Origin of the sequence: Comamonas squillarum (assembly GCF_025309455.1) — a bacterium.
GTDB classification, from domain to species: Bacteria; Pseudomonadota; Gammaproteobacteria; order Burkholderiales; family Burkholderiaceae_C; genus Comamonas; species Comamonas squillarum.
On sequence record NZ_CP104377.1, the window covers coordinates 529,325 to 545,644 of the forward strand.

Consider the following 16,320-nt stretch of genomic DNA (forward strand, 5'->3'; position numbering starts at 1 on the left):
ACCTTGGAGCGAGACAAAAGCGCTGCCATCCCGCACGCGCCAGCGGGGGCTGGCAGCGTGCAGAGTTCAGCAAGAAGAGAGGCGCTGCGGCCTAGGCCGCAACCGGCGGGGCCTTAAGCTATGGACGCACGGCTCAGGCTGTCATTCAAGCCCACGCCGGAGCTGATCGGGTTCTTGATCTTGGTGCGGTAGAGCGTGGGGAAGTTGATCTCATGCAACCAGGCCACCGGCACCTCTTCGGTCAGGATCTTCTGCACCTCGGCATAGGCCTTGGCGCGGTCGGCATCGGTCAGGGCCTTGGCGCCGGCGTCAAACAGTGCATCCACCTTGGGGTTGACATAGCCTTCGATGTTGTTGAACGGCGAGCCCTTGGCAATCGTGTGGCTGGTGTAGGTACGCGCCACGCCCAGCGCAGGATCGGGGTATTGGTAGACATAGATGATGGCCATGTCAAAGTCCCACTCGGCGGTGCGCTGGTTCCAGCCGGCCACATCGGTGCCGGTGGTCTCCACCTTGATGCCGGCCTGGATCAGGTTCTGGCGGATCATCTCGGCCAGGCGCTGCCAGGATTCGCCATAAGGCAGCGGCAGCAGCTTGACGGTCTCGCCCTTGTAGCCGGCTTCCTTGAGTAAGGCCTTGGCCTTGTTCAGATCGCGCGGGTACTTGGTGACATCATCGGAGGCGAACTTCACATGCTGGTTGAAGGGGCCGGCAGCCGTCTTGGCAAAACCCTGCCAGGCGACCTTGACCATGGCCTCGCGGTCCATCGCATACATGACGGCCTGGCGGAACTTGGGGTTGTCAAAGGGCGCCTTGCGGTTGTTGAGCACCAGCCAGGAATGGGGCGAGTAGAACTCCCAGCCCTTGGTGGTGACCGCTGCTCCAGGCAGCTTGGCCAGGCGGGCCACATCAAAGAACTCGACCGCGCCGCCGGGCACCACATCGACCTTGCCGGACTCAAACGCTGCTGCGCGCGAGGCCGCATCCGGGATGATGTGGAAGTACAGGTTCTCCACCATGGGCTCGCCCTTGGTGTGGTAGAGCTCATTGGCCACCAGCTGGATGTAGGAGCCCCGCACCCATTCCTTGTACTTGAAGGGGCCCGTGCCAATCGGCTTGGCATTGGCCGGGTTGGTGGCGTAGTCGGTGTTTTCGTAGATGTGCTTGGGGATCATCGGCATCGAGCCGGTATCGAACAGGCTGATGAAGGGCCCAAACGGGTACTTGAGCTTGAACTCCACCGTGTTGGCATCGATGGCGCGCACGCTCTCCAGCGGCTCGAGCGAGGCGCGAAGGCGGGCATGGGTCTTGCGCAGAAACTTGTCGACCGAGAACACCACATCATCGGCAGAGAAGGGCTTGCCGTCGTGCCACTTGACGCCGGACTTGAGCTTGAAGGTGTAGGTCAGGCCGTCGTCGGAGCGGCTCCAGGCCGTGGCCAGCAGGCCATGGGGTTCGAGCTTGTCGTCGTAGCGCAGCAGGCCTTCGTAGATATAGCCGGAGACCAGCTGGGTGGGGCCGTTTTGCACAATGCCCAGCATCAGGCCCGAGGGCTCGGGCTGCACCATCACATTGATCGTTCCCTTGGTTTGCTGCGCCAACGCTGCCATGGGCACGCCCGCGATGCTGAGGCCGGCACCGGCCAGGCTGTAGGAGATAAGTTCACGCCGATTGATCATGGTTGCTTCCTGTCTTGGTATCAAGGGGTGCCTGGCCCGGCTGGGCTTGCGGCGGTGGGGCCGCAAAGGCGGCGGCATGCAAGGGTCGAGAGGTCCTCAGTCGCGGTAGTGGCTGCGGCCCGGGGGCTGCAAAAAGCCCAGCAGGCCCTGCCATTCGCGCTCATGCGGGTCGGCGCGCTTGGGCTGGCCGGGCATCACATCTGTGTCGCCGCTCTCGTACTGGCGGGCGGTCAGCTCGCAGACCTCGGGCGGCACGGGGTTGATGGCCTGGCCGCTGGACTGGATGGCCAGCTGCACGCGGCAGGCGCGGTCCAGGTTGAGCATCAGGATGAAGGCCTCGGCCACGCTGTGGCCCAAGGTGAGCAGACCGTGGTTGCGCAGCACCATGGCCTTGGCCGTGCTGCCCAGGTCGGCGACCAGGCGCTCGCGCTCATGCAGATCCAGCGCGATGCCTTCGAACGTGTGGTAGGCCACGCGGTTGTAGAACTGCAGCGCCCACTGGTTGCTCGGCTGCAGGCCGCATTGCAGTGAGGACACCGCCACGCCCGCTTCGGTATGCGAGTGCACGACGCAGGCGGCGTCATGGCGGGCCGCATGCACAGCGCTGTGGATCACAAAGCCGGCCGGGTTCACCTCGTGGGGCGTGTCCTCGACGATACGGCCCTCGGCATCGATCTTGACCAGCGAGCTGGCCGTGATGTCCTTGAACAGGGTGCCAAAGGGGTTGATGAGGAACTGGTCAGTGCGGCCTGGCACCCGCGCCGAGATGTGCGTGTAGATGCTGTCGTCCATCCCGAAATGGGCCATCAGGCGGTAGGCGGCGGCCAGGTCTTCGCGAACGCGCTGTTCGCTGTCGGTATGCGGTTTGTCGTAGCCGGATTGGACGTCGGCATCAGCCATTGCAAGCATTGTTGTCCTCATTAAATTTATGTCGTCTAGCGACAGTCGTCTGTCGACAGGACATAAGTTAACAGACTGAATCGCGGATGGAAAGGGTTGCGGACTAGGTGATTTCCAGCAGGCGCGCTTTGACCTGGTGCAGAAAATTTGCAAAGCACCACAATGGGTTAGGTGGTGATGTCCTTGCCTGGATATGGTGCAGGAATGCGCAAAAAATGCCTTGGCTTGGTGCGTGTGCGACTGCGCCCTCGGCGCCTTGCACCATCGCGGTGGCCCTGGTGTTTTCCCTGGTTTGGGCTTGGCCCCGGTGGCTGGATTGGCCGTGGTGCAGGCCTTGGCTTGACAGTGTGGATGGCGGTGACCCAGCAGCCCTGGGGTAAGATGGCGCCTGCTCCGGGGTGCACGCCAGTGCTGAGATCTACACCCGAGAACTTGAACCGGGTCATTCCGGCGGAAGAAGAGCCAAGTCCCTGCCAGGGGCGCCTTGCGCGCATGGGGGGAGCCTTCGGAGCATGACCTCACCGCTCTCGAAGGAATTCCATGGACAAGGCCGATACGCTGGTCGCAGACCTGCTTGCATTCATCGCAATGGATGGCTGCACCGATGACCAGTTTGACCAGCTCGCGCTGCGTCTTTTTGCCTACCAATACGCATCCAATACGCCGTTCCGCAGCTTTTGCCAGCGCCGTGGCGCAAGCCCCCGCACGGTCAAGACCTGGAGCGATATCCCGGCTGTGCCCATCGACGCCTTCAAGGCACTGGAGCTGCGCAGCGAGCCGCCGTCGTCCACCGAGCGTGTCTTCATGACCAGTGGCACCACGGGCCGCGCGGCACGGGGCCGGCATTTTCATCCTGCACTGCAGGTGTATGACCTGTCGATGCAGCAGCATTTCGCCACCCGCTTTATGCAGGGCACAGCGCGCATGCCAATGGGCATCCTGTTCCCTGATGAGGCGGCCATGCCTAACTCGTCGCTGGCGCATTACCTAGCACTGGCCAAGTCGAGCTTTGGCACACCGGAGAGCCGCTATTTTCTCGGGCCGGAGGGCCTGGATATGGCCGGGCTCTGCGCCGCGCTGGAAGCGGCTGAGCGCAGCGGCCAGCCCTATGCACTGCTGGGCGCCAGCTTCAGCCTCGTGCATGTGATGGATGCGCTGCGTGCCCAGGGCCGCCGCTTTCATCTTCCAGCGGGCAGCCGCATCCTGGATACCGGCGGCTACAAGGGCCAGTCGCGTGAGCTGCCGTTGGCCGACTTCTATGCCGGCCTTTCCGAACTGTTGGGCGTGCCGCCCGAGCTGTGCATCAACATGTATGGCATGACCGAGCTGAGCACCCAGTTCTACGACAACGGCAATGCCACGTTGCCCTCGGTCAAGTCCGGCCCGCACTGGATTCGCTCGCGCCTGGTCGAGCCCGTCAGCGGCCGCAGCGTAGCGCCTGGCGAGCGCGGCATTCTGGTGCACTGCGACCTGGCCAACTACAACGCGGTCAGCACCATCCTGACCGAAGACGTGGGCCTGTGGGCCGATGGCGGCTTTTTGCTGCTGGGCCGGGCCGAAGGGGCCGCCGCCAAAGGCTGCTCGCTGGCCGTCGATGAGTTTGTGCAAGCGGCGCGCGCATGATGCAGCCGCAAGCCGCTGAGCGCATGGCCGGGCGCATGCGGGCCGGCTACCTGCCAGGCCTGGAGGAAAGTCAGGTACGCTGGCAGGTGCTGGTGTTTGAGCGCGCGGGCCAGCGCCTGGAGGTCGAGGTGCCGGTGCTGACCGGCGCGCAGATGCAGGCCCTCACCGAGCGGGTGCGCGCCGCCGCGCAGCGCCAGCTGCAGCCGATGCCGCTGGCCGAGATTGTGGCGGCGATTGACCGCGCCATCGCCCGCCTGCTGGACCCGGCCGACCCCTATCGCCGCCAGATCGATGCCTGCCTCCCGCTGGTGTGCGGCTATGACGCGGCGATGGTGCGGCTAGGGCTCAACGGCCTGTTCAAGACCTTTCGCGCGCCCCAGCTGTGGCGCTTTGTGGGCGAGGATTTTGCCAACCCCCGTGTGCTGGACGGCTTTGTGCCCGCCGCCAAGGGCGGAGCGGTGCGTGCCTATGGCCCCGGCCTGCTGCTGCACAGCTGGGCCGGCAATGTGCCGGCGCTGTCGCTGTGGAGCCTGGTTTGCGGCCTGCTCGTCAAAGCGCCTAGCGTCGGCAAGCTGGCCAGTGCCGAGCCGCTGTTTGCCGGCTGGTTTGCGCGTTTGCTGGTCGAAGTCCATCCGCCCTTGGCCGACTGCCTGGCCGTGGTCTGGTGGCCCGGCGGCGCCCAGACGGGCGACAGCGCCGAAGGCGCGCAGGTGCTTTACGCCGAGGCCGATACCGTGATGGCCTATGGCAGCAACCAGACCCTGGCCGCGCTGCGCCAGCAGTTGCCGGTGACCACGCGTTTTTTGCCCCATGGCCACAAGCTGGGTTTTGGCATGGTGGGTAGGGCGGCACTGGATGCCGTCAAAGCGCCGGCCCATGCGCGGCTGGCAGCCTGGGATGTCATGCGCTATGACCAGCAAGGCTGCTACTCGCCCCATGTGTTTTATGTAGAGCGGGGCGCCACGGTCTCACCCCGCGCCTTTGCCGATTACCTGGCCGCCGAGCTCGCCAACCTGCAGCAGCGCTTTGCGCGCCGCCCGCTGGATCTGGAAGAGGGCGCCGGCATGGCGCGCTGGCAGCAGTCGCTGGAGTGGCGTGCGCCCGCCGATGATGGCGCCGCCCCGCAGCTGATTGGCCCGGCCGATGCGCCCTGGAGCGTGGCCTATAGCGACAGCCTGGAGCCGCTGGCGCCCACGGCGCTCTACCGCAGCATTGTCGTCGTGGGGGTGGACAGTCTGGAGCAGGTGGTGCCGTTGATAGCAGCCCAGCGTGACTACCTGCAGAGCGCAGGCCTGGCCGTGGGCCCCGAGGATTTGTACCGCCTCGCCGGCCTGCTGGGGGCCGCCGGCGTCACCCGCATCAGCGCGCTGGGCGCCATGGGCATGCCCGAAGCCGGTTGGCACCATGACGGGCGCTTTAGCCTGCTCGACCTGGTGCGGATGACCGAGATCGATGCCGCTGCCGAGGCCGCCGCCCAGCCGCTGGCGCGCTACGCAGACTGAAGGGCGGCGCGATGGCATGGATTGATATCGAGGACCTTAGCTTTGCCTACCCGGGCCAGCCGCCTGTCGTGGATGGCGTGCGCTGGCAGATGGCGCAAGGCGCCTTCCACTGCCTGCTGGGCCGCAGCGGCTGCGGCAAGACCAGCTTGCTGCAGCTGGTCGCCGGCCTGCTGCAGCCCCAGGCCGGGCGCATTGTGCGGGCTGGTGGTAGCCTGGCCGCACCCGGCCCGCAGCTGGGCGTGATGTTCCAGTCGCCCACCTTGCTGGACTGGCTGACGGTGCTGGACAATGTGCTGCTGCCGCTGTCGCTGCAGCGCAAGCCTACGGCGCAGGACCGTGACGCCGCCGAGCAGCTGCTGGCCCAACTTGGCCTGGCGTCGCTGACCCGGCAGCAACCCGGGCAGCTATCCGGCGGGCAGCAAAGCCGGGTGGCGCTGGCGCGGGCCTTGATTCGTGAGCCCGCCTTGCTGCTGCTCGACGAGCCCTTTGCCGCGCTGGACGCCATCACCCGCGCGGAGCTGCAAGACGAGCTGCTGCGCAGCTGCCGCGCGCGCGGCACCACCGTGCTCTTTGTCACCCATGACATCAACGAAGCCGTGTACCTGGGGGACCGGGTGGCGCTGATGCATGGCGGGCGCCTGGTGGCCGATATCGCCATTGACCTGCCGACGCCCCGCACCCAGGCCATGCGCCATGGCGCGGCCTTTAACGCCTATGCGGCCCAGGTGCGTGCCGCGATGGATGGGGCCAGCGCATGAACCCTCTCTTGATAGCCCGGCTCTGGGCCACTGCGTTGCTGGTGCTGCTGCTGGCCGTGTGGGAGGGCGCTGGGCGCCTGGGCGGCATCTCGGCCCTGGTGCTGCCCGTGCCGTCGGCGGTGCTGCAGGCCTTGTGGACGGGGCTCGCGTCCGGCTACTTTTGGCCGCATGTGGCGGCCACCGTGCAAGCGGTGCTGCTCGGCCTGGCGGCCGGTGCCTGCTTTGGCTTGCTGGCGGGTATGGCCTTGGCCGAGTCGGTGTTGCTGGAGCGCGTGCTCAAGCCCTATGTGGTCGTCAGCCAGGTGGTCCCCAAGCTGGCGCTGGCGCCGCTGTTTGTGCTGTGGTTTGGTTTTGGCATGCTGCCCACGGTGCTGATCACGGCGCTGGTCTGCTTTTTTCCGCTGATGGAAAACACCTTGACGGGCCTGCGCCAGGTCGATGCACAGCGCCTGCAGCTGTTTCGCATGCTGGGGGCCAGCCGTCTGCAGACCTTATTGCGGCTCAAGCTGCCCATGGGGTTGCCCGCCATTCTGGCGGGCCTGCGCGTGGCCGTGGTGCTGGCGCTGGTGGGCGCGGTAGTGGCAGAGTTCATGGGCGCCAGCCAAGGGCTGGGCGCGGTGGTGATTGCCGCCCAGGGAATGATGGACACCAGCCTGATGTTTGCCGCGCTCTTGCTGATTGCGGCGCTGGGCTTGCTGCTGTACCAGGCCTGCCTGCTGCTGGAGCGCAGATTGCTGCGTGGCCATGCAGTCGCTGGCGCCCCGGCAGGCCCGCGCCGTTGATTTTTAGATTTTTGCTCGATTGCTTCTGGATGGACCGCTTATGTCTGCACCTTTTCTGACCTCCTCCCTCTCGCGCCGCCGCTGGCTGGGCGCCTCTGCCGGCCTGTTGGGCCTGGGCCTGGCGGGTACGGGCATCACAGCGGGCGCTGCAGCGCCGGTCAGCGGCAAGATTCGCCTGGCCGGCTGGAGCAAGCCGATCAGCGAAATCACCAATATCCTGGCCGAGCCGGACAAGGGCTTTTTCAAAGCCCAAGGGGTGGATCTGACTTACCTGCCCGGTGCGGGCGGTGGCGACGCGATCCGCAATATCCTGAGCGGCCAGGGCGATGTCGCCTTTACCGACCCGGGCTCATTTTTTATGGCGCTGGACAAGGGCGAGAAGCTGGTCGCCATCTACGACATCTACCCGCAAAACGTTTTCAATGTCGTCTCGCTGCGCTCGAGCGGCATCCGCAGCCCGGCGGATCTGAAGGGTAAGACCATTGGCGTCTACAGCCTGGCCAGCGGCACGCGCCAGAACCTGCTGGTGATGCTGCACCAGGCGGGGCTCAAGGAATCGGACGTGCGCATTGTCGTCACCGGCCTTTTGAACTTTGCACCGCTGATGCAAGGCCAGGTCGATGCGACTGCCGCCACTGACACCGGCCTGGCCGTGGGCCTGCGCAAGGGCATGGGCGAGGTGCATGTGATGCCGGTGCGCGACTACCTCAATATGTCCAGCGACATGTTTGTGGTGCGCCGGCAGACGCTGGAGCAGCAGCCGGCATTGCTGCAGGCCTTTTTGCGCGGCTACCGCGACAGCGCGGCCTGGATGATCGCCAACCCCGAAGAGGCCGCCACTCTGGCCACCAAGCGCGCGATCGATGGCACCCAGCGCGATATCAACCTCGATGTGATTGTGCTGCGCAATGCCTCGGCCCAGCCGACCCTGCGGCCGCAGGGCAAGGCTGCGCCGCTGGGCAGTTTTGACCTGGCTGCGCTGCAAAAGGGGGCTGACGCCTACCATGCGCTGGGCATGGTGCAGCAGCCCATCAAGGTGGCCGATGTGGTCGACAGCCGTTGGCTGCCAGGGGCCTGAGATGCTGGAGAGCATTGCTTTGAATCTGCGCGGCAAGGTGGTGCTGGTCACCGGCGCCAGCCGGGGCATTGGAGCGGCCATCGCCCAGGCCTTTGCGCGCGAAGGCGCCACCGTGGCGGTGAACTACCTGGCCAATGAGGCCGCCGCCGCCCAGACCGTGGCCGCCTGCCAGGCCGCTGGCGGCAACGCCTGGGCGGTGCAGGCCGATGTGGGCAATACGGCCTCGGTAGACGCGATGGCCCAGGCCATTGCGCAAGAGGCCGGGCCCATCGACGTCGTCGTGAACAACGCCTTGCGCCCCTATGCCTTTGACCCCGAGCGCCGGCAGCCGCTCGATGCACTGGCCTGGAGCGACTACCAGGCGCAGTTCGATGCCGCCGTGGGCGGCGCCTTCCATGTCTGCCGCGCGGTGCTGCCGCAGATGCGCCAGCGCGCCCGGGGCAGCATTGTCAATATCAGCAGCAACTTGGTGGAACACCCTGTCGTCGCCTACCACGACTACAGCACGGCCAAGGCCTCGCTGGTGGGCTTTAGCCGCAACCTCGCCAGCGAGCTGGGGCCCTTTGGCATACGCGTCAACTGCGTCGCCCCGGGCCTCGTCTACCCCACCCAGGGCAGCGCGCAAACCCGCGAGTCCTTCCGCGAATCGCTGATGGCTGCCACCCCGCTGCGCCGCCTGGCCAGCCCCGAGGATGTGGCCGGGCCGGTGCTGTTTCTGGCATCGGACCTGAGCCGGTTTATGACGGGGCAGGTGTTGTTGGTGGATGGGGGCTTGGTGATGCGCTGATGGGGCGATCAGGCGGCGCAAACCTCAGTCGTTCTCCCGTGGCAGTACATGCCTGAGCTCCAACTGGTCGCAGCTGTGGGGATGGAGTGCACCGTCCTGCTGCAGCTCCCCCACCTCAAAACCGTCTTCGACATCTTCGAAATACAGCAGGCCGTGGGGGAGGTGGGCGACGACCAATACCTGCTCTAGCTGGCCCAGGCGATGGATGGGGACCGGGTAAAAAGGCTGCCGACATCCAGTGAAAAGCGTCTGTTGCGCTGTGCTGCAGTTGGAGAGTTGCTTTTCAACAATCGCTTCCAACGCATCGACGGTGACGGGTTCCCAGGTACTCATATTGGTGCTTGGAGCTGATTACGGACGCACAGTATGCTATGGCACCTATGGCCCCTCGGGTCCTCGCAAAGACTGATCAGCAGAAACGGACAACCATGGTCTTCCTGGCAATCACCCCCGAAGGCCTTCAGCAGGCCTTGATCGCAGCAGAAAAAACGGGCCAGCCGGTGTGGTGCGGCTCGAATGCGATTTCCCAAGAGGCGTTTAGCGCTATGGCAGGGAGCGGCCTTTCGCGCTTTGACTACGCCTTGGACCCGAAAGACACAGATACTTTGGCTGGCGCGCTCGACACCATAGCGCAACACCACCCGGCTAGCATCGTCTGGTTGGAAACAGCCCCCGCTGCGGACGACTGAGCCGGGCAGCGCGGTTGCTGGCCAGCGGCCCAGCTGCCGCACCACGACATCCATGAAAAACATCCAGGTCATCGATGGCGCGCTGAACTGCGTCTACGACATCTTTGCTGCGACGGAGCAGGAGTTCGCGCTGATCTTCCCCAGCGGCCAGGACATCGCCTTCATCGACGACGTCTATGCAGCTGCACCCGATGCGGCGGCCTTGGACAAAGCCTTTGATAGCCTATGGACCCGGCGGCTTGCCAAGGCGCAGGCGATGGGCATCCATGGCCAGCTGTTTTATGGACTTGACGAGAAAAAACCCTTCTATCCCAGCCGGCGCGACGAAGAAGCCCAGAACCCGGACGGATCGCGGCTTCGCTAAGACCAGGCAAAGCATCGCGCGAGCCCAAGAAGGAAGCGGCATCCAGCCTGTTGGCTGACATGCAGCGGCGCGCTGCCACGGCACAATAGCGCCCTTGGGATGGCGGGGCCAGCTTGGGACTACATGCTGCCGCCTTGCCATCCGCTGCATCAAAAACCAGAACAGGAAACCCATCAACCATGGCCAGCCGCGCCCTGGTGTGGATGCGTCGCGATTTGCGCTGCGACGACCATGCCGCTCTCTACCATGCCTTGCGCCGCTTTGAGCAGGTGTATTGCGTCTTCGTTTTTGACACCGACATCCTCGATCTGCTGCCCACGCGCGAGGACAGGCGGGTGGACTTTATCCATGCCAGTGTGCTGGCGCTGGACGAGGACCTGCGCCAGTTGGCGGCGGGCTGCGGTACGCATGGCGCGGGCCTGCTGGTGCGCCATGGGCCGGCTGCGCAAGAGGTGGTGCAGCTGGCGCAGGCGCTGGGCGTGCAAGAGGTGCTGACCAACCGCGACTACGAACCCGAAGCCATTGCCCGCGATGCGCGCGTGGCCGGTGATTTGCAAGCCGCCGGCATCGCCTTTAGCGATTACAAGGACCAGGTGCTGCTGGACCGCGATGAGGTGCTGACCCAGCAAGGCCATCCCTACAGCGTGTTCACGCCCTACAAGCGCGCCTGGCTGCAAAAGCTTGATGCCTTCCAGTGCAAGGCCTACCCGGTGGCGCGCTATGCCGGGCATCTGGCGGCATTGCCCAAGGGCGAGGCGATTCCGTCGCTGGCCGATCTGGGTTTTCAGCCCAGCAATCTGGCGTCGCTCAAGATTCCCACCGGCAGCCGGGGCGCGCAGCTGCTGCTGCAGGATTTTTTGCCGCGCATGGCGGCCTACCAGGACGCGCGGGATTTTCCGGCGGTCAAGGGCGTCTCCTACCTGTCGGTGCATCTGCGCTTTGGCACCGTGTCGATCCGCCAGCTGGCCACCCTGGCCGTGGCGCAGGCGCGCACGGGCTGCGAGGGCGCGCAGACCTGGCTGTCGGAGCTGGCCTGGCGCGACTTCTACGCGATGATTCTCTGGCACCACCCGCAGGTGGTGACCCAGTCGTTCCGCCCCATCTACGACAAGGTGCAGTGGGACGATGCCCCTGAGCTGTGGCAGGCCTGGTGCGAGGCACGCACCGGCTACCCGTTGGTGGACGCCGCCATGCGCCAGTTGCTGCAGACCGGCTATATGCACAACCGCCTGCGCATGGTGGTGGCCAGCTTTTTGACCAAGGACCTGGGCATTGACTGGCGCGCGGGCGAGCGCTTTTTTGCCCAGCACCTCAATGACTATGACCTGTCATCGAACAACGGCGGCTGGCAGTGGGCGGCGTCGACGGGCTGCGACGCCCAGCCCTGGTTCCGCATCTTCAACCCCATCACCCAGTCCGAGCGTTTTGACCCGGATGGCAAGTTCATCCGCCGCTATCTGCCAGAACTCGCCAAGGTGCCTGACCGGTATATCCACTTTCCCGCTGCGATGAAGCCGCTGGAGCAACAAGCCTGCGGTCTGCAGCTGGGGCGCGACTACGCGCACCCGGTGGTGGACCACGGCCGGGCGCGTGAGCGGACCTTGATGCGGTTTCACTTTATGAAGAATCCGGATTGACCGGATGAGACGCTCGGCGGTGAGGCAGGGCAGGGCTCGCCGCAAGCGCCATAGCTTGATCAGTGCCGCTGCGTGAACATGCCCATGGGCAGCCGCATTGCGATGCGCCTGCCTGGGGGCAATCCGTGCAGGGCTTCGGCGTCCAGGGTTTCCTGGAGGCGTTGCCCGGGTTGCAGCAGCTGCTGAAAACCCAGCCTGGCATAAGCAGGGGCACACCATGCCACATCGGAAAACGTCGTCAAGGTCAGCGCGCTCAGCCCCTGTGCCAGGGCGTGCTGGTACGCACTGGCCATGAGCAGGCCGCCGATGCCCCTGCGCTGCCAGTCCATGTGGACGGATAACTCCCAGATGTGAAGCTCGGTGTCGACAATCTCCGTGCTGATGAAACCGGTCAGCACACCTTCATCCGTCTCGGCCACCCATACCGATTGTTGGAGGATGCGGCTTTCATGCGCAGCCTGCGCTATCAGCGGGCCGTCTGCCAGCCAGGCCAGGCCGGCGGCACCGCTATACAGCTGGGCGGCAGACTTTTCAATGGCTGGTAAATCTGCGGCGTCGGTGAGACGGGCAGGGCGAATCAACATGCGGGGGCTCCAGATCCATACCGTGTTCGCTGGGGATGGGGTCGAACGGTCTGGCATTGTAGTTCTGGCCAGAGGCATCGGGGGCTCTGAACGCCGCGCTGCTGGGCAGCAAATATCCAGCTGGCTGGCACTGACGGAGCCGATCTGGTCGATCGGCTCCGCACACGCCCCCTCAAAAATCAATCAATCTTCAAGCCAATCGCGCTGATCACCGAACCATAGCGGTCCAGCTCGGCCTTGGTGAACTTGGCCAGCTCGTCCTGGGTGCTGGCCTTGCTGCGCACGCCCAGCTTGGTCAGGCGATCCTTGGCGTCGGCATCGGCCAGGGCTTCGTTGAGTGCCTGGTGGAGTTTGGCCAGCACCTCGGGGCTGGTTTTGGCGGGGGCGTAGAGGGCGTACCAGGCGTTCACGACAAAGTTGGGGTAGCCGCTTTCGGCGAAGGTGGGCACATTGGGCAGCTCGGGCAGGCGCTCGGTGCTGGCAACGGCCAGGGGCCGCACCTTGCCCGAGGTGATCAGTGGCGTGGCGCTGGTCAAGGTGTCAAAGATCATGTCGATGCGGCCGCCCATCAGGTCCATGGTGTGGGCATTGCCGCCCTTGTAGGGCACATGGGTCATGTCCACGCTGGCGGCGCGCTTGAACAGCTCGGCACTCAAATGCAGCGGCGAGCCATTGCCGGCCGAGCCGTAGGTGAGGGTGGCCGGCGTTTTTTTCGCCTGTTCCACGACTTGCTTGACATCCTTGAACGGCGAGTTGGTGGCGACTTCCAGCACGATGGGGGCTTCGCCGATCATGCCGACCGGGGCGAAATCCTTGATCGCGTCATAGCCGGGCTGGCGGTACAGGTGCGGGCTGATCGCGTGGCTGGAGAGGGAGCCCAGCACCAGCGTGTAGCCGTCACCGGGCGCCTTGGCCGCCAGCGCGGTGCCGATGGTGGTGCCCGCGCCGCCACGGTTGTCAACGATCACGGACTGCTTGAGGATCTCCCCCATCTTCTGGCCCACGATACGGCCCACCGCATCGTTGGCGCCGCCTGCCGGGTAGGGCACGATCAAGGTGATGGGCTTGGCGGGATAGGCGGCGTCTGCCGCCTGGCTGGCCAGCGGGGCGAGGCCCAGCAGCAGGCTGCTGGCAAGGAGAAAGCGGCGGCGCGTGGCGGCAGAAGCGGGGTTGGAAGCGAACATGGTGGGACACCTCAAGGGCTGGTGGTTCAAATATGACTTCAGGGCTGAAGACGCAATGGTTCTTGGTGGTTATTTGATCAAAGCAATCAAAATTGATAATTTTTTGAACGCTTCGATCAGAACTCTTTTTGCCAAAGTCTCCAATCAGGACTTTCCCCGAGTTGGTGCATGCACCATGGTGCGGAATCGCTGCACATTGGCGGTGCGTATGGGGCCAGATGTAATGGGGTTCGACCTAAACTCACTGCTTCCACGATCAAATCGATCATTTTTGGTGCGTTGAATCAAGGGTTAACCCTTGTTTTATCCCGCTTTGATTGAATTATGATTGAATCAATCAATCTTAAGGCTTGGTGTGATGACTGAGTCGACCGAAAGCACCTGCATGAGCCCGCGTTCCCTCCCGCGTTACCTCGTTCTCGCCGATGACCTCTCCGGTGCAGCCGACTGCGCTGCGGGGTTTGCGAGCGCTGGTCTCTCCACCAGCGTGCTGCTGGATGCGCAAGCCAGCGCTGGTGCCCAGAGCGATGTGGATGTGCTGACGGTAGACACCAACAGCCGGCGCGATACGGCGGCTGAGGCTGCTGCCAAGCTGCAGGCAGTGCTGGCCGCGCCAGCATCCCAGGGCCGCCGGGTGCTCAAGAAAATCGACTCCACCTTGCGGGGTGGTTGGGCGCAGGAGGTGGCGGTGCTGCAAAGCGCGCTCCATGTCATTGCGCTGGTGGCCCCTGCCTTCCCGCAGATGGGCCGCACGATGCAGGGCGGCGTGGTGTATGTGCACGGCGTGCGCCTGGCCGATACCGCTACCTGGCAGCTGGAGCATGCAGACCGCGAGGACCGCGCGGCGCAGCAGCTGCATGCCGCCGGCCTGCGCTGCGACAACCTGCCCGCCAGCGTGCTCGATGCAGGCCCAGAAGCGACCGCACAAGCAATTGCCCATGCACGTGAGCAGGGCGTGCAGGCGCTGGTATTGGATGTGCTCCATGACCAGCATCTGCAGACCTTGGCCCAGGCTAGCCTCCAGGTAGAGCAGGCTTTTTGCGTGTGCTCTGCCGGCCTGTCGCATGCGCTGGCGCAGCAGGTACCGGCTTTGCCGGCATCGGTCGGTTCCTTGGATGTACCGCATGCCGCCGGGCGTTTGCCCAGCGTGGTTACCGTCGTTGGCAGCATGTCGGCGATTGCGCAGCAGCAGCTCACGTATTTGGCCGAGCAGCCAGGCACGCGGCTGCATGTGGTGCATCCTGGCTGGTTGCGCAGCGACGCGCAGACGACCCAAGGCCAGAAACTGGTGCAGACGCTGGTACAGACCCTGGTGCAGACCATCAGCGACGAAGTGGCCCAGGGCCTGGATGTCGTGGTCAGCCTGGGAGCAGATGCGCAGACCGACCCGGCCGAAGGCCCGATCCTGGCACGGCAGCTGGCCCGCTTGCTGCACGCGCCCATGGCCGCCGCCGCAGGTCTCGTCATCACCGGCGGTGAAACGGCCCGGGCGGTACTGGAAGAACTGCAACTGCGCCGCCTGCGCGTGCATTCCGAGAGCGAGCCCGGCGTGGTGCTGTGCATCACCGAGAACCAGGACATCGAACAAGACACCCCGCGCCAGTGGATTGCCACCAAGGCCGGAGCCTTTGGCCATCCCGCATCGCTGCACCGCGCAAGCCGCGCCATCCATTCATTGCTGGCTGCCAGCACCCATGGCGGCCACACCGACCCACTCCCTACAGAAAGCAAGCAAAGATGAGCCATTCCCTGCCCGTCATCGGAATCACCATGGGAGACGCTGCCGGCGTGGGCCCTGAAATCATTGTCAAGAGCTTTGCGAACGACAGCCTGTACAGCCTGGCCAAAGCCGTGGTCATTGGCGACGCCAGGCGGCTGGAGAAGGCCAATGCGCTGCTGGGCACTCAGGTGCGTGTGCGGGCGATCGAGGACATTGCCGATGCAGCCTTTGAGCGGGGCGTCATCGACTGCATTGATCTGCAGCTGATCCCGGATGACCTGGCCTTTGGCAAGCTCTCGCCCATTGCGGGTGATGCCGCCTTCCGCTTTATCGAGCGCGCGGTGGAGCTGGCCAAGGCCCAAAAGATCGACGCTATCTGCACCGCGCCGCTGAACAAGGAAGCACTGCATGCCGGCGGCCACAAGTTTCCCGGCCACACGGAGATGCTGGCGCACCTGACGGGCGTGGAAGAGGTCTCGATGATGCTGGTTGCGCCCAATCTGCGCGTGATCCATGTGACCACACATATCGGCTTGCTCGATGCCATCCGCAAGATCGAGCCGGGCCTGGTCGAGCGCACCATCCAGCGCGGCTACGACACCTTGCGCAAGGCGAGCATCGCCAACCCACGGATTGCAGTGTGTGGCATCAACCCGCATGCCGGTGAGAACGGCCTGTTTGGCTATGGTGAGGAAGAAGAAAAGATCATCCCCGCCGTGCAGAAGCTGCGCGACAAGGGTATGGACATTGAAGGCCCACTGCCGGCCGACACGCTGTTCTTCCGCGCCGGGCGCGGTGATTTCGACCTGGTGGTTGCCATGTACCACGACCAGGGCCATGGCCCCGTCAAGGTGCTGGGCCTGGAGGCGGGCGTGAACATCACCGTGGGGCTGGATGTAATCCGCACCTCGGTGGACCACGGCACGGCGTTTGACATTGCCGGCAAGGGCATTGCCGATGAGCGCAGCCTTTTGGAGGCTTTGCGCCAGGGCGCAGAACTCGCAACACGCAGCTAAAAAATCCAGGAGACAAA

At 64.7% G+C, this 16,320-nt stretch carries 17 protein-coding genes; 12 read left to right on the top strand and 5 right to left on the bottom strand.

Translation table 11 applies throughout. The annotated features are described in order from the left end of the window. Window positions 1–113 precede the first annotated feature (113 nt). Entirely contained in the window at window positions 114–1,676 is a 1,563-nt protein-coding gene (locus tag N4T19_RS02440; RefSeq protein ID WP_409935192.1) for an ABC transporter substrate-binding protein, read from the bottom strand. 99 nt (window positions 1,677–1,775) lie between these two features. After that, window positions 1,776–2,588, bottom strand: coding sequence for a class II aldolase/adducin family protein (locus N4T19_RS02445; RefSeq protein ID WP_260719356.1), 813 nt, complete (start codon window positions 2,586–2,588; stop codon window positions 1,776–1,778). 531 nt (window positions 2,589–3,119) lie between these two features. On the opposite strand from N4T19_RS02445, the gene N4T19_RS02450 reads away from it, so the two are divergent. The 6 genes from N4T19_RS02450 to N4T19_RS02475 are packed head-to-tail and all read left to right on the top strand — an operon-like array spanning window position 3,120 to window position 9,109. Then, entirely contained in the window at window positions 3,120–4,202 is a 1,083-nt protein-coding gene (locus N4T19_RS02450; protein WP_116926943.1) for a LuxE/PaaK family acyltransferase, read from the top strand. Continuing rightward, on the top strand, window positions 4,202–5,704 hold the full coding sequence (locus tag N4T19_RS02455) for an acyl-CoA reductase (protein ID WP_409935193.1): 1,503 nt from the start codon (window positions 4,202–4,204) through the stop codon (window positions 5,702–5,704). Before N4T19_RS02450 ends, N4T19_RS02455 begins: the two co-directional genes overlap by 1 nt. A gap of 11 nt (window positions 5,705–5,715) precedes the next feature. After that, entirely contained in the window at window positions 5,716–6,462 is a 747-nt protein-coding gene (locus N4T19_RS02460) for an ABC transporter ATP-binding protein (RefSeq protein WP_116926942.1), read from the top strand. Beyond that, window positions 6,459–7,244: an ABC transporter permease gene (locus tag N4T19_RS02465; RefSeq protein ID WP_116926941.1), complete on the top strand. Its 786-nt coding sequence runs from the start codon at window positions 6,459–6,461 to the stop codon at window positions 7,242–7,244. The genes N4T19_RS02460 and N4T19_RS02465 overlap by 4 nt, the downstream gene beginning before the upstream one ends. Before the next feature lie 40 nt (window positions 7,245–7,284). Beyond that, a complete protein-coding gene (locus N4T19_RS02470; RefSeq protein WP_260719357.1) occupies window positions 7,285–8,322 on the top strand; it encodes an ABC transporter substrate-binding protein in 1,038 nt (345 codons plus the stop codon). Between the two features lies 1 nt (window position 8,323). Further along, on the top strand, window positions 8,324–9,109 hold the full coding sequence (locus tag N4T19_RS02475; RefSeq protein WP_260719358.1) for an SDR family oxidoreductase: 786 nt from the start codon (window positions 8,324–8,326) through the stop codon (window positions 9,107–9,109). 24 nt (window positions 9,110–9,133) lie between these two features. On the opposite strand, the gene N4T19_RS02480 is transcribed toward N4T19_RS02475, so the two are convergent. Continuing rightward, window positions 9,134–9,442 (bottom strand): hypothetical protein, encoded by a 309-nt coding sequence (locus tag N4T19_RS02480; RefSeq protein ID WP_260719359.1) that lies wholly within the window; start codon window positions 9,440–9,442, stop codon window positions 9,134–9,136. A gap of 95 nt (window positions 9,443–9,537) precedes the next feature. Here N4T19_RS02480 and N4T19_RS02485 point away from each other — a divergent pair, with 95 nt between their 5' ends. The 3 genes from N4T19_RS02485 to N4T19_RS02495 all read left to right on the top strand — a co-directional run bounded on the left by N4T19_RS02485 (window position 9,538) and on the right by N4T19_RS02495 (window position 11,799). Further along, window positions 9,538–9,798, top strand: a complete 261-nt coding sequence (locus N4T19_RS02485) for a hypothetical protein (RefSeq protein WP_182340668.1) — start codon at window positions 9,538–9,540, stop codon at window positions 9,796–9,798. 52 nt (window positions 9,799–9,850) lie between these two features. Continuing rightward, the gene (locus N4T19_RS02490) at window positions 9,851–10,162 is read left to right on the top strand and encodes a hypothetical protein (RefSeq protein ID WP_116926937.1); all 312 of its coding nucleotides are present in this window, start codon (window positions 9,851–9,853) and stop codon (window positions 10,160–10,162) included. A gap of 179 nt (window positions 10,163–10,341) precedes the next feature. Further along, a complete protein-coding gene (locus N4T19_RS02495) occupies window positions 10,342–11,799 on the top strand; it encodes a cryptochrome/photolyase family protein (protein ID WP_260719360.1) in 1,458 nt (485 codons plus the stop codon). Between the two features lie 59 nt (window positions 11,800–11,858). On the opposite strand, the gene N4T19_RS02500 is transcribed toward N4T19_RS02495, so the two are convergent. Then, a complete protein-coding gene (locus N4T19_RS02500; RefSeq protein ID WP_260719361.1) occupies window positions 11,859–12,383 on the bottom strand; it encodes a GNAT family N-acetyltransferase in 525 nt (174 codons plus the stop codon). Between the two features lie 179 nt (window positions 12,384–12,562). Beyond that, window positions 12,563–13,567: a Bug family tripartite tricarboxylate transporter substrate binding protein gene (locus N4T19_RS02505; protein WP_260719362.1), complete on the bottom strand. Its 1,005-nt coding sequence runs from the start codon at window positions 13,565–13,567 to the stop codon at window positions 12,563–12,565. On the opposite strand from N4T19_RS02505, the gene N4T19_RS02510 reads away from it, so the two are divergent. From N4T19_RS02510 to pdxA, 3 genes are all read left to right on the top strand, one after another. After that, window positions 13,566–13,850 carry a hypothetical protein gene (locus tag N4T19_RS02510; protein WP_260719363.1) on the top strand — a complete coding sequence of 95 codons (285 nt, stop codon included), beginning with the start codon at window positions 13,566–13,568 and terminating at the stop codon, window positions 13,848–13,850. The genes N4T19_RS02505 and N4T19_RS02510 overlap by 2 nt on opposite strands. A 75-nt stretch (window positions 13,851–13,925) precedes the next feature. Next, window positions 13,926–15,308 carry a four-carbon acid sugar kinase family protein gene (locus tag N4T19_RS02515; RefSeq protein WP_260719364.1) on the top strand — a complete coding sequence of 461 codons (1,383 nt, stop codon included), beginning with the start codon at window positions 13,926–13,928 and terminating at the stop codon, window positions 15,306–15,308. Further along, window positions 15,305–16,303 (top strand): 4-hydroxythreonine-4-phosphate dehydrogenase PdxA, encoded by a 999-nt coding sequence (pdxA, locus tag N4T19_RS02520; RefSeq protein ID WP_260719365.1) that lies wholly within the window; start codon window positions 15,305–15,307, stop codon window positions 16,301–16,303. The genes N4T19_RS02515 and pdxA overlap by 4 nt, the downstream gene beginning before the upstream one ends. Window positions 16,304–16,320: the final 17 nt, after the last annotated feature.

What these genes read in the sequence shown, in the direction of transcription:
- N4T19_RS02510 (WP_260719363.1), top strand. Translation starts at nt 13,566, where the DNA reads ATGGTGGGACACCTCAAGGGCTGGTGGTTCAAATATGACTTCAGGGCT.
- pdxA (WP_260719365.1), top strand. Translation starts at nt 15,305, where the DNA reads ATGAGCCATTCCCTGCCCGTCATCGGAATCACCATGGGAGACGCTGCC.
- N4T19_RS02480 (WP_260719359.1), bottom strand. Translation starts at nt 9,442, where the DNA reads ATGAGTACCTGGGAACCCGTCACCGTCGATGCGTTGGAAGCGATTGTT.
- N4T19_RS02490 (WP_116926937.1), top strand. Translation starts at nt 9,851, where the DNA reads ATGAAAAACATCCAGGTCATCGATGGCGCGCTGAACTGCGTCTACGAC.
- N4T19_RS02455 (WP_409935193.1), top strand. Translation starts at nt 4,202, where the DNA reads ATGCAGCCGCAAGCCGCTGAGCGCATGGCCGGGCGCATGCGGGCCGGC.
- N4T19_RS02465 (WP_116926941.1), top strand. Translation starts at nt 6,459, where the DNA reads ATGAACCCTCTCTTGATAGCCCGGCTCTGGGCCACTGCGTTGCTGGTG.
- N4T19_RS02445 (WP_260719356.1), bottom strand. Translation starts at nt 2,588, where the DNA reads ATGCTTGCAATGGCTGATGCCGACGTCCAATCCGGCTACGACAAACCG.
- N4T19_RS02505 (WP_260719362.1), bottom strand. Translation starts at nt 13,567, where the DNA reads ATGTTCGCTTCCAACCCCGCTTCTGCCGCCACGCGCCGCCGCTTTCTC.
- N4T19_RS02500 (WP_260719361.1), bottom strand. Translation starts at nt 12,383, where the DNA reads ATGTTGATTCGCCCTGCCCGTCTCACCGACGCCGCAGATTTACCAGCC.
- N4T19_RS02470 (WP_260719357.1), top strand. Translation starts at nt 7,285, where the DNA reads ATGTCTGCACCTTTTCTGACCTCCTCCCTCTCGCGCCGCCGCTGGCTG.
- N4T19_RS02460 (WP_116926942.1), top strand. Translation starts at nt 5,716, where the DNA reads ATGGCATGGATTGATATCGAGGACCTTAGCTTTGCCTACCCGGGCCAG.
- N4T19_RS02495 (WP_260719360.1), top strand. Translation starts at nt 10,342, where the DNA reads ATGGCCAGCCGCGCCCTGGTGTGGATGCGTCGCGATTTGCGCTGCGAC.
- N4T19_RS02475 (WP_260719358.1), top strand. Translation starts at nt 8,324, where the DNA reads ATGCTGGAGAGCATTGCTTTGAATCTGCGCGGCAAGGTGGTGCTGGTC.
- N4T19_RS02485 (WP_182340668.1), top strand. Translation starts at nt 9,538, where the DNA reads ATGGTCTTCCTGGCAATCACCCCCGAAGGCCTTCAGCAGGCCTTGATC.
- N4T19_RS02450 (WP_116926943.1), top strand. Translation starts at nt 3,120, where the DNA reads ATGGACAAGGCCGATACGCTGGTCGCAGACCTGCTTGCATTCATCGCA.
- N4T19_RS02515 (WP_260719364.1), top strand. Translation starts at nt 13,926, where the DNA reads ATGACTGAGTCGACCGAAAGCACCTGCATGAGCCCGCGTTCCCTCCCG.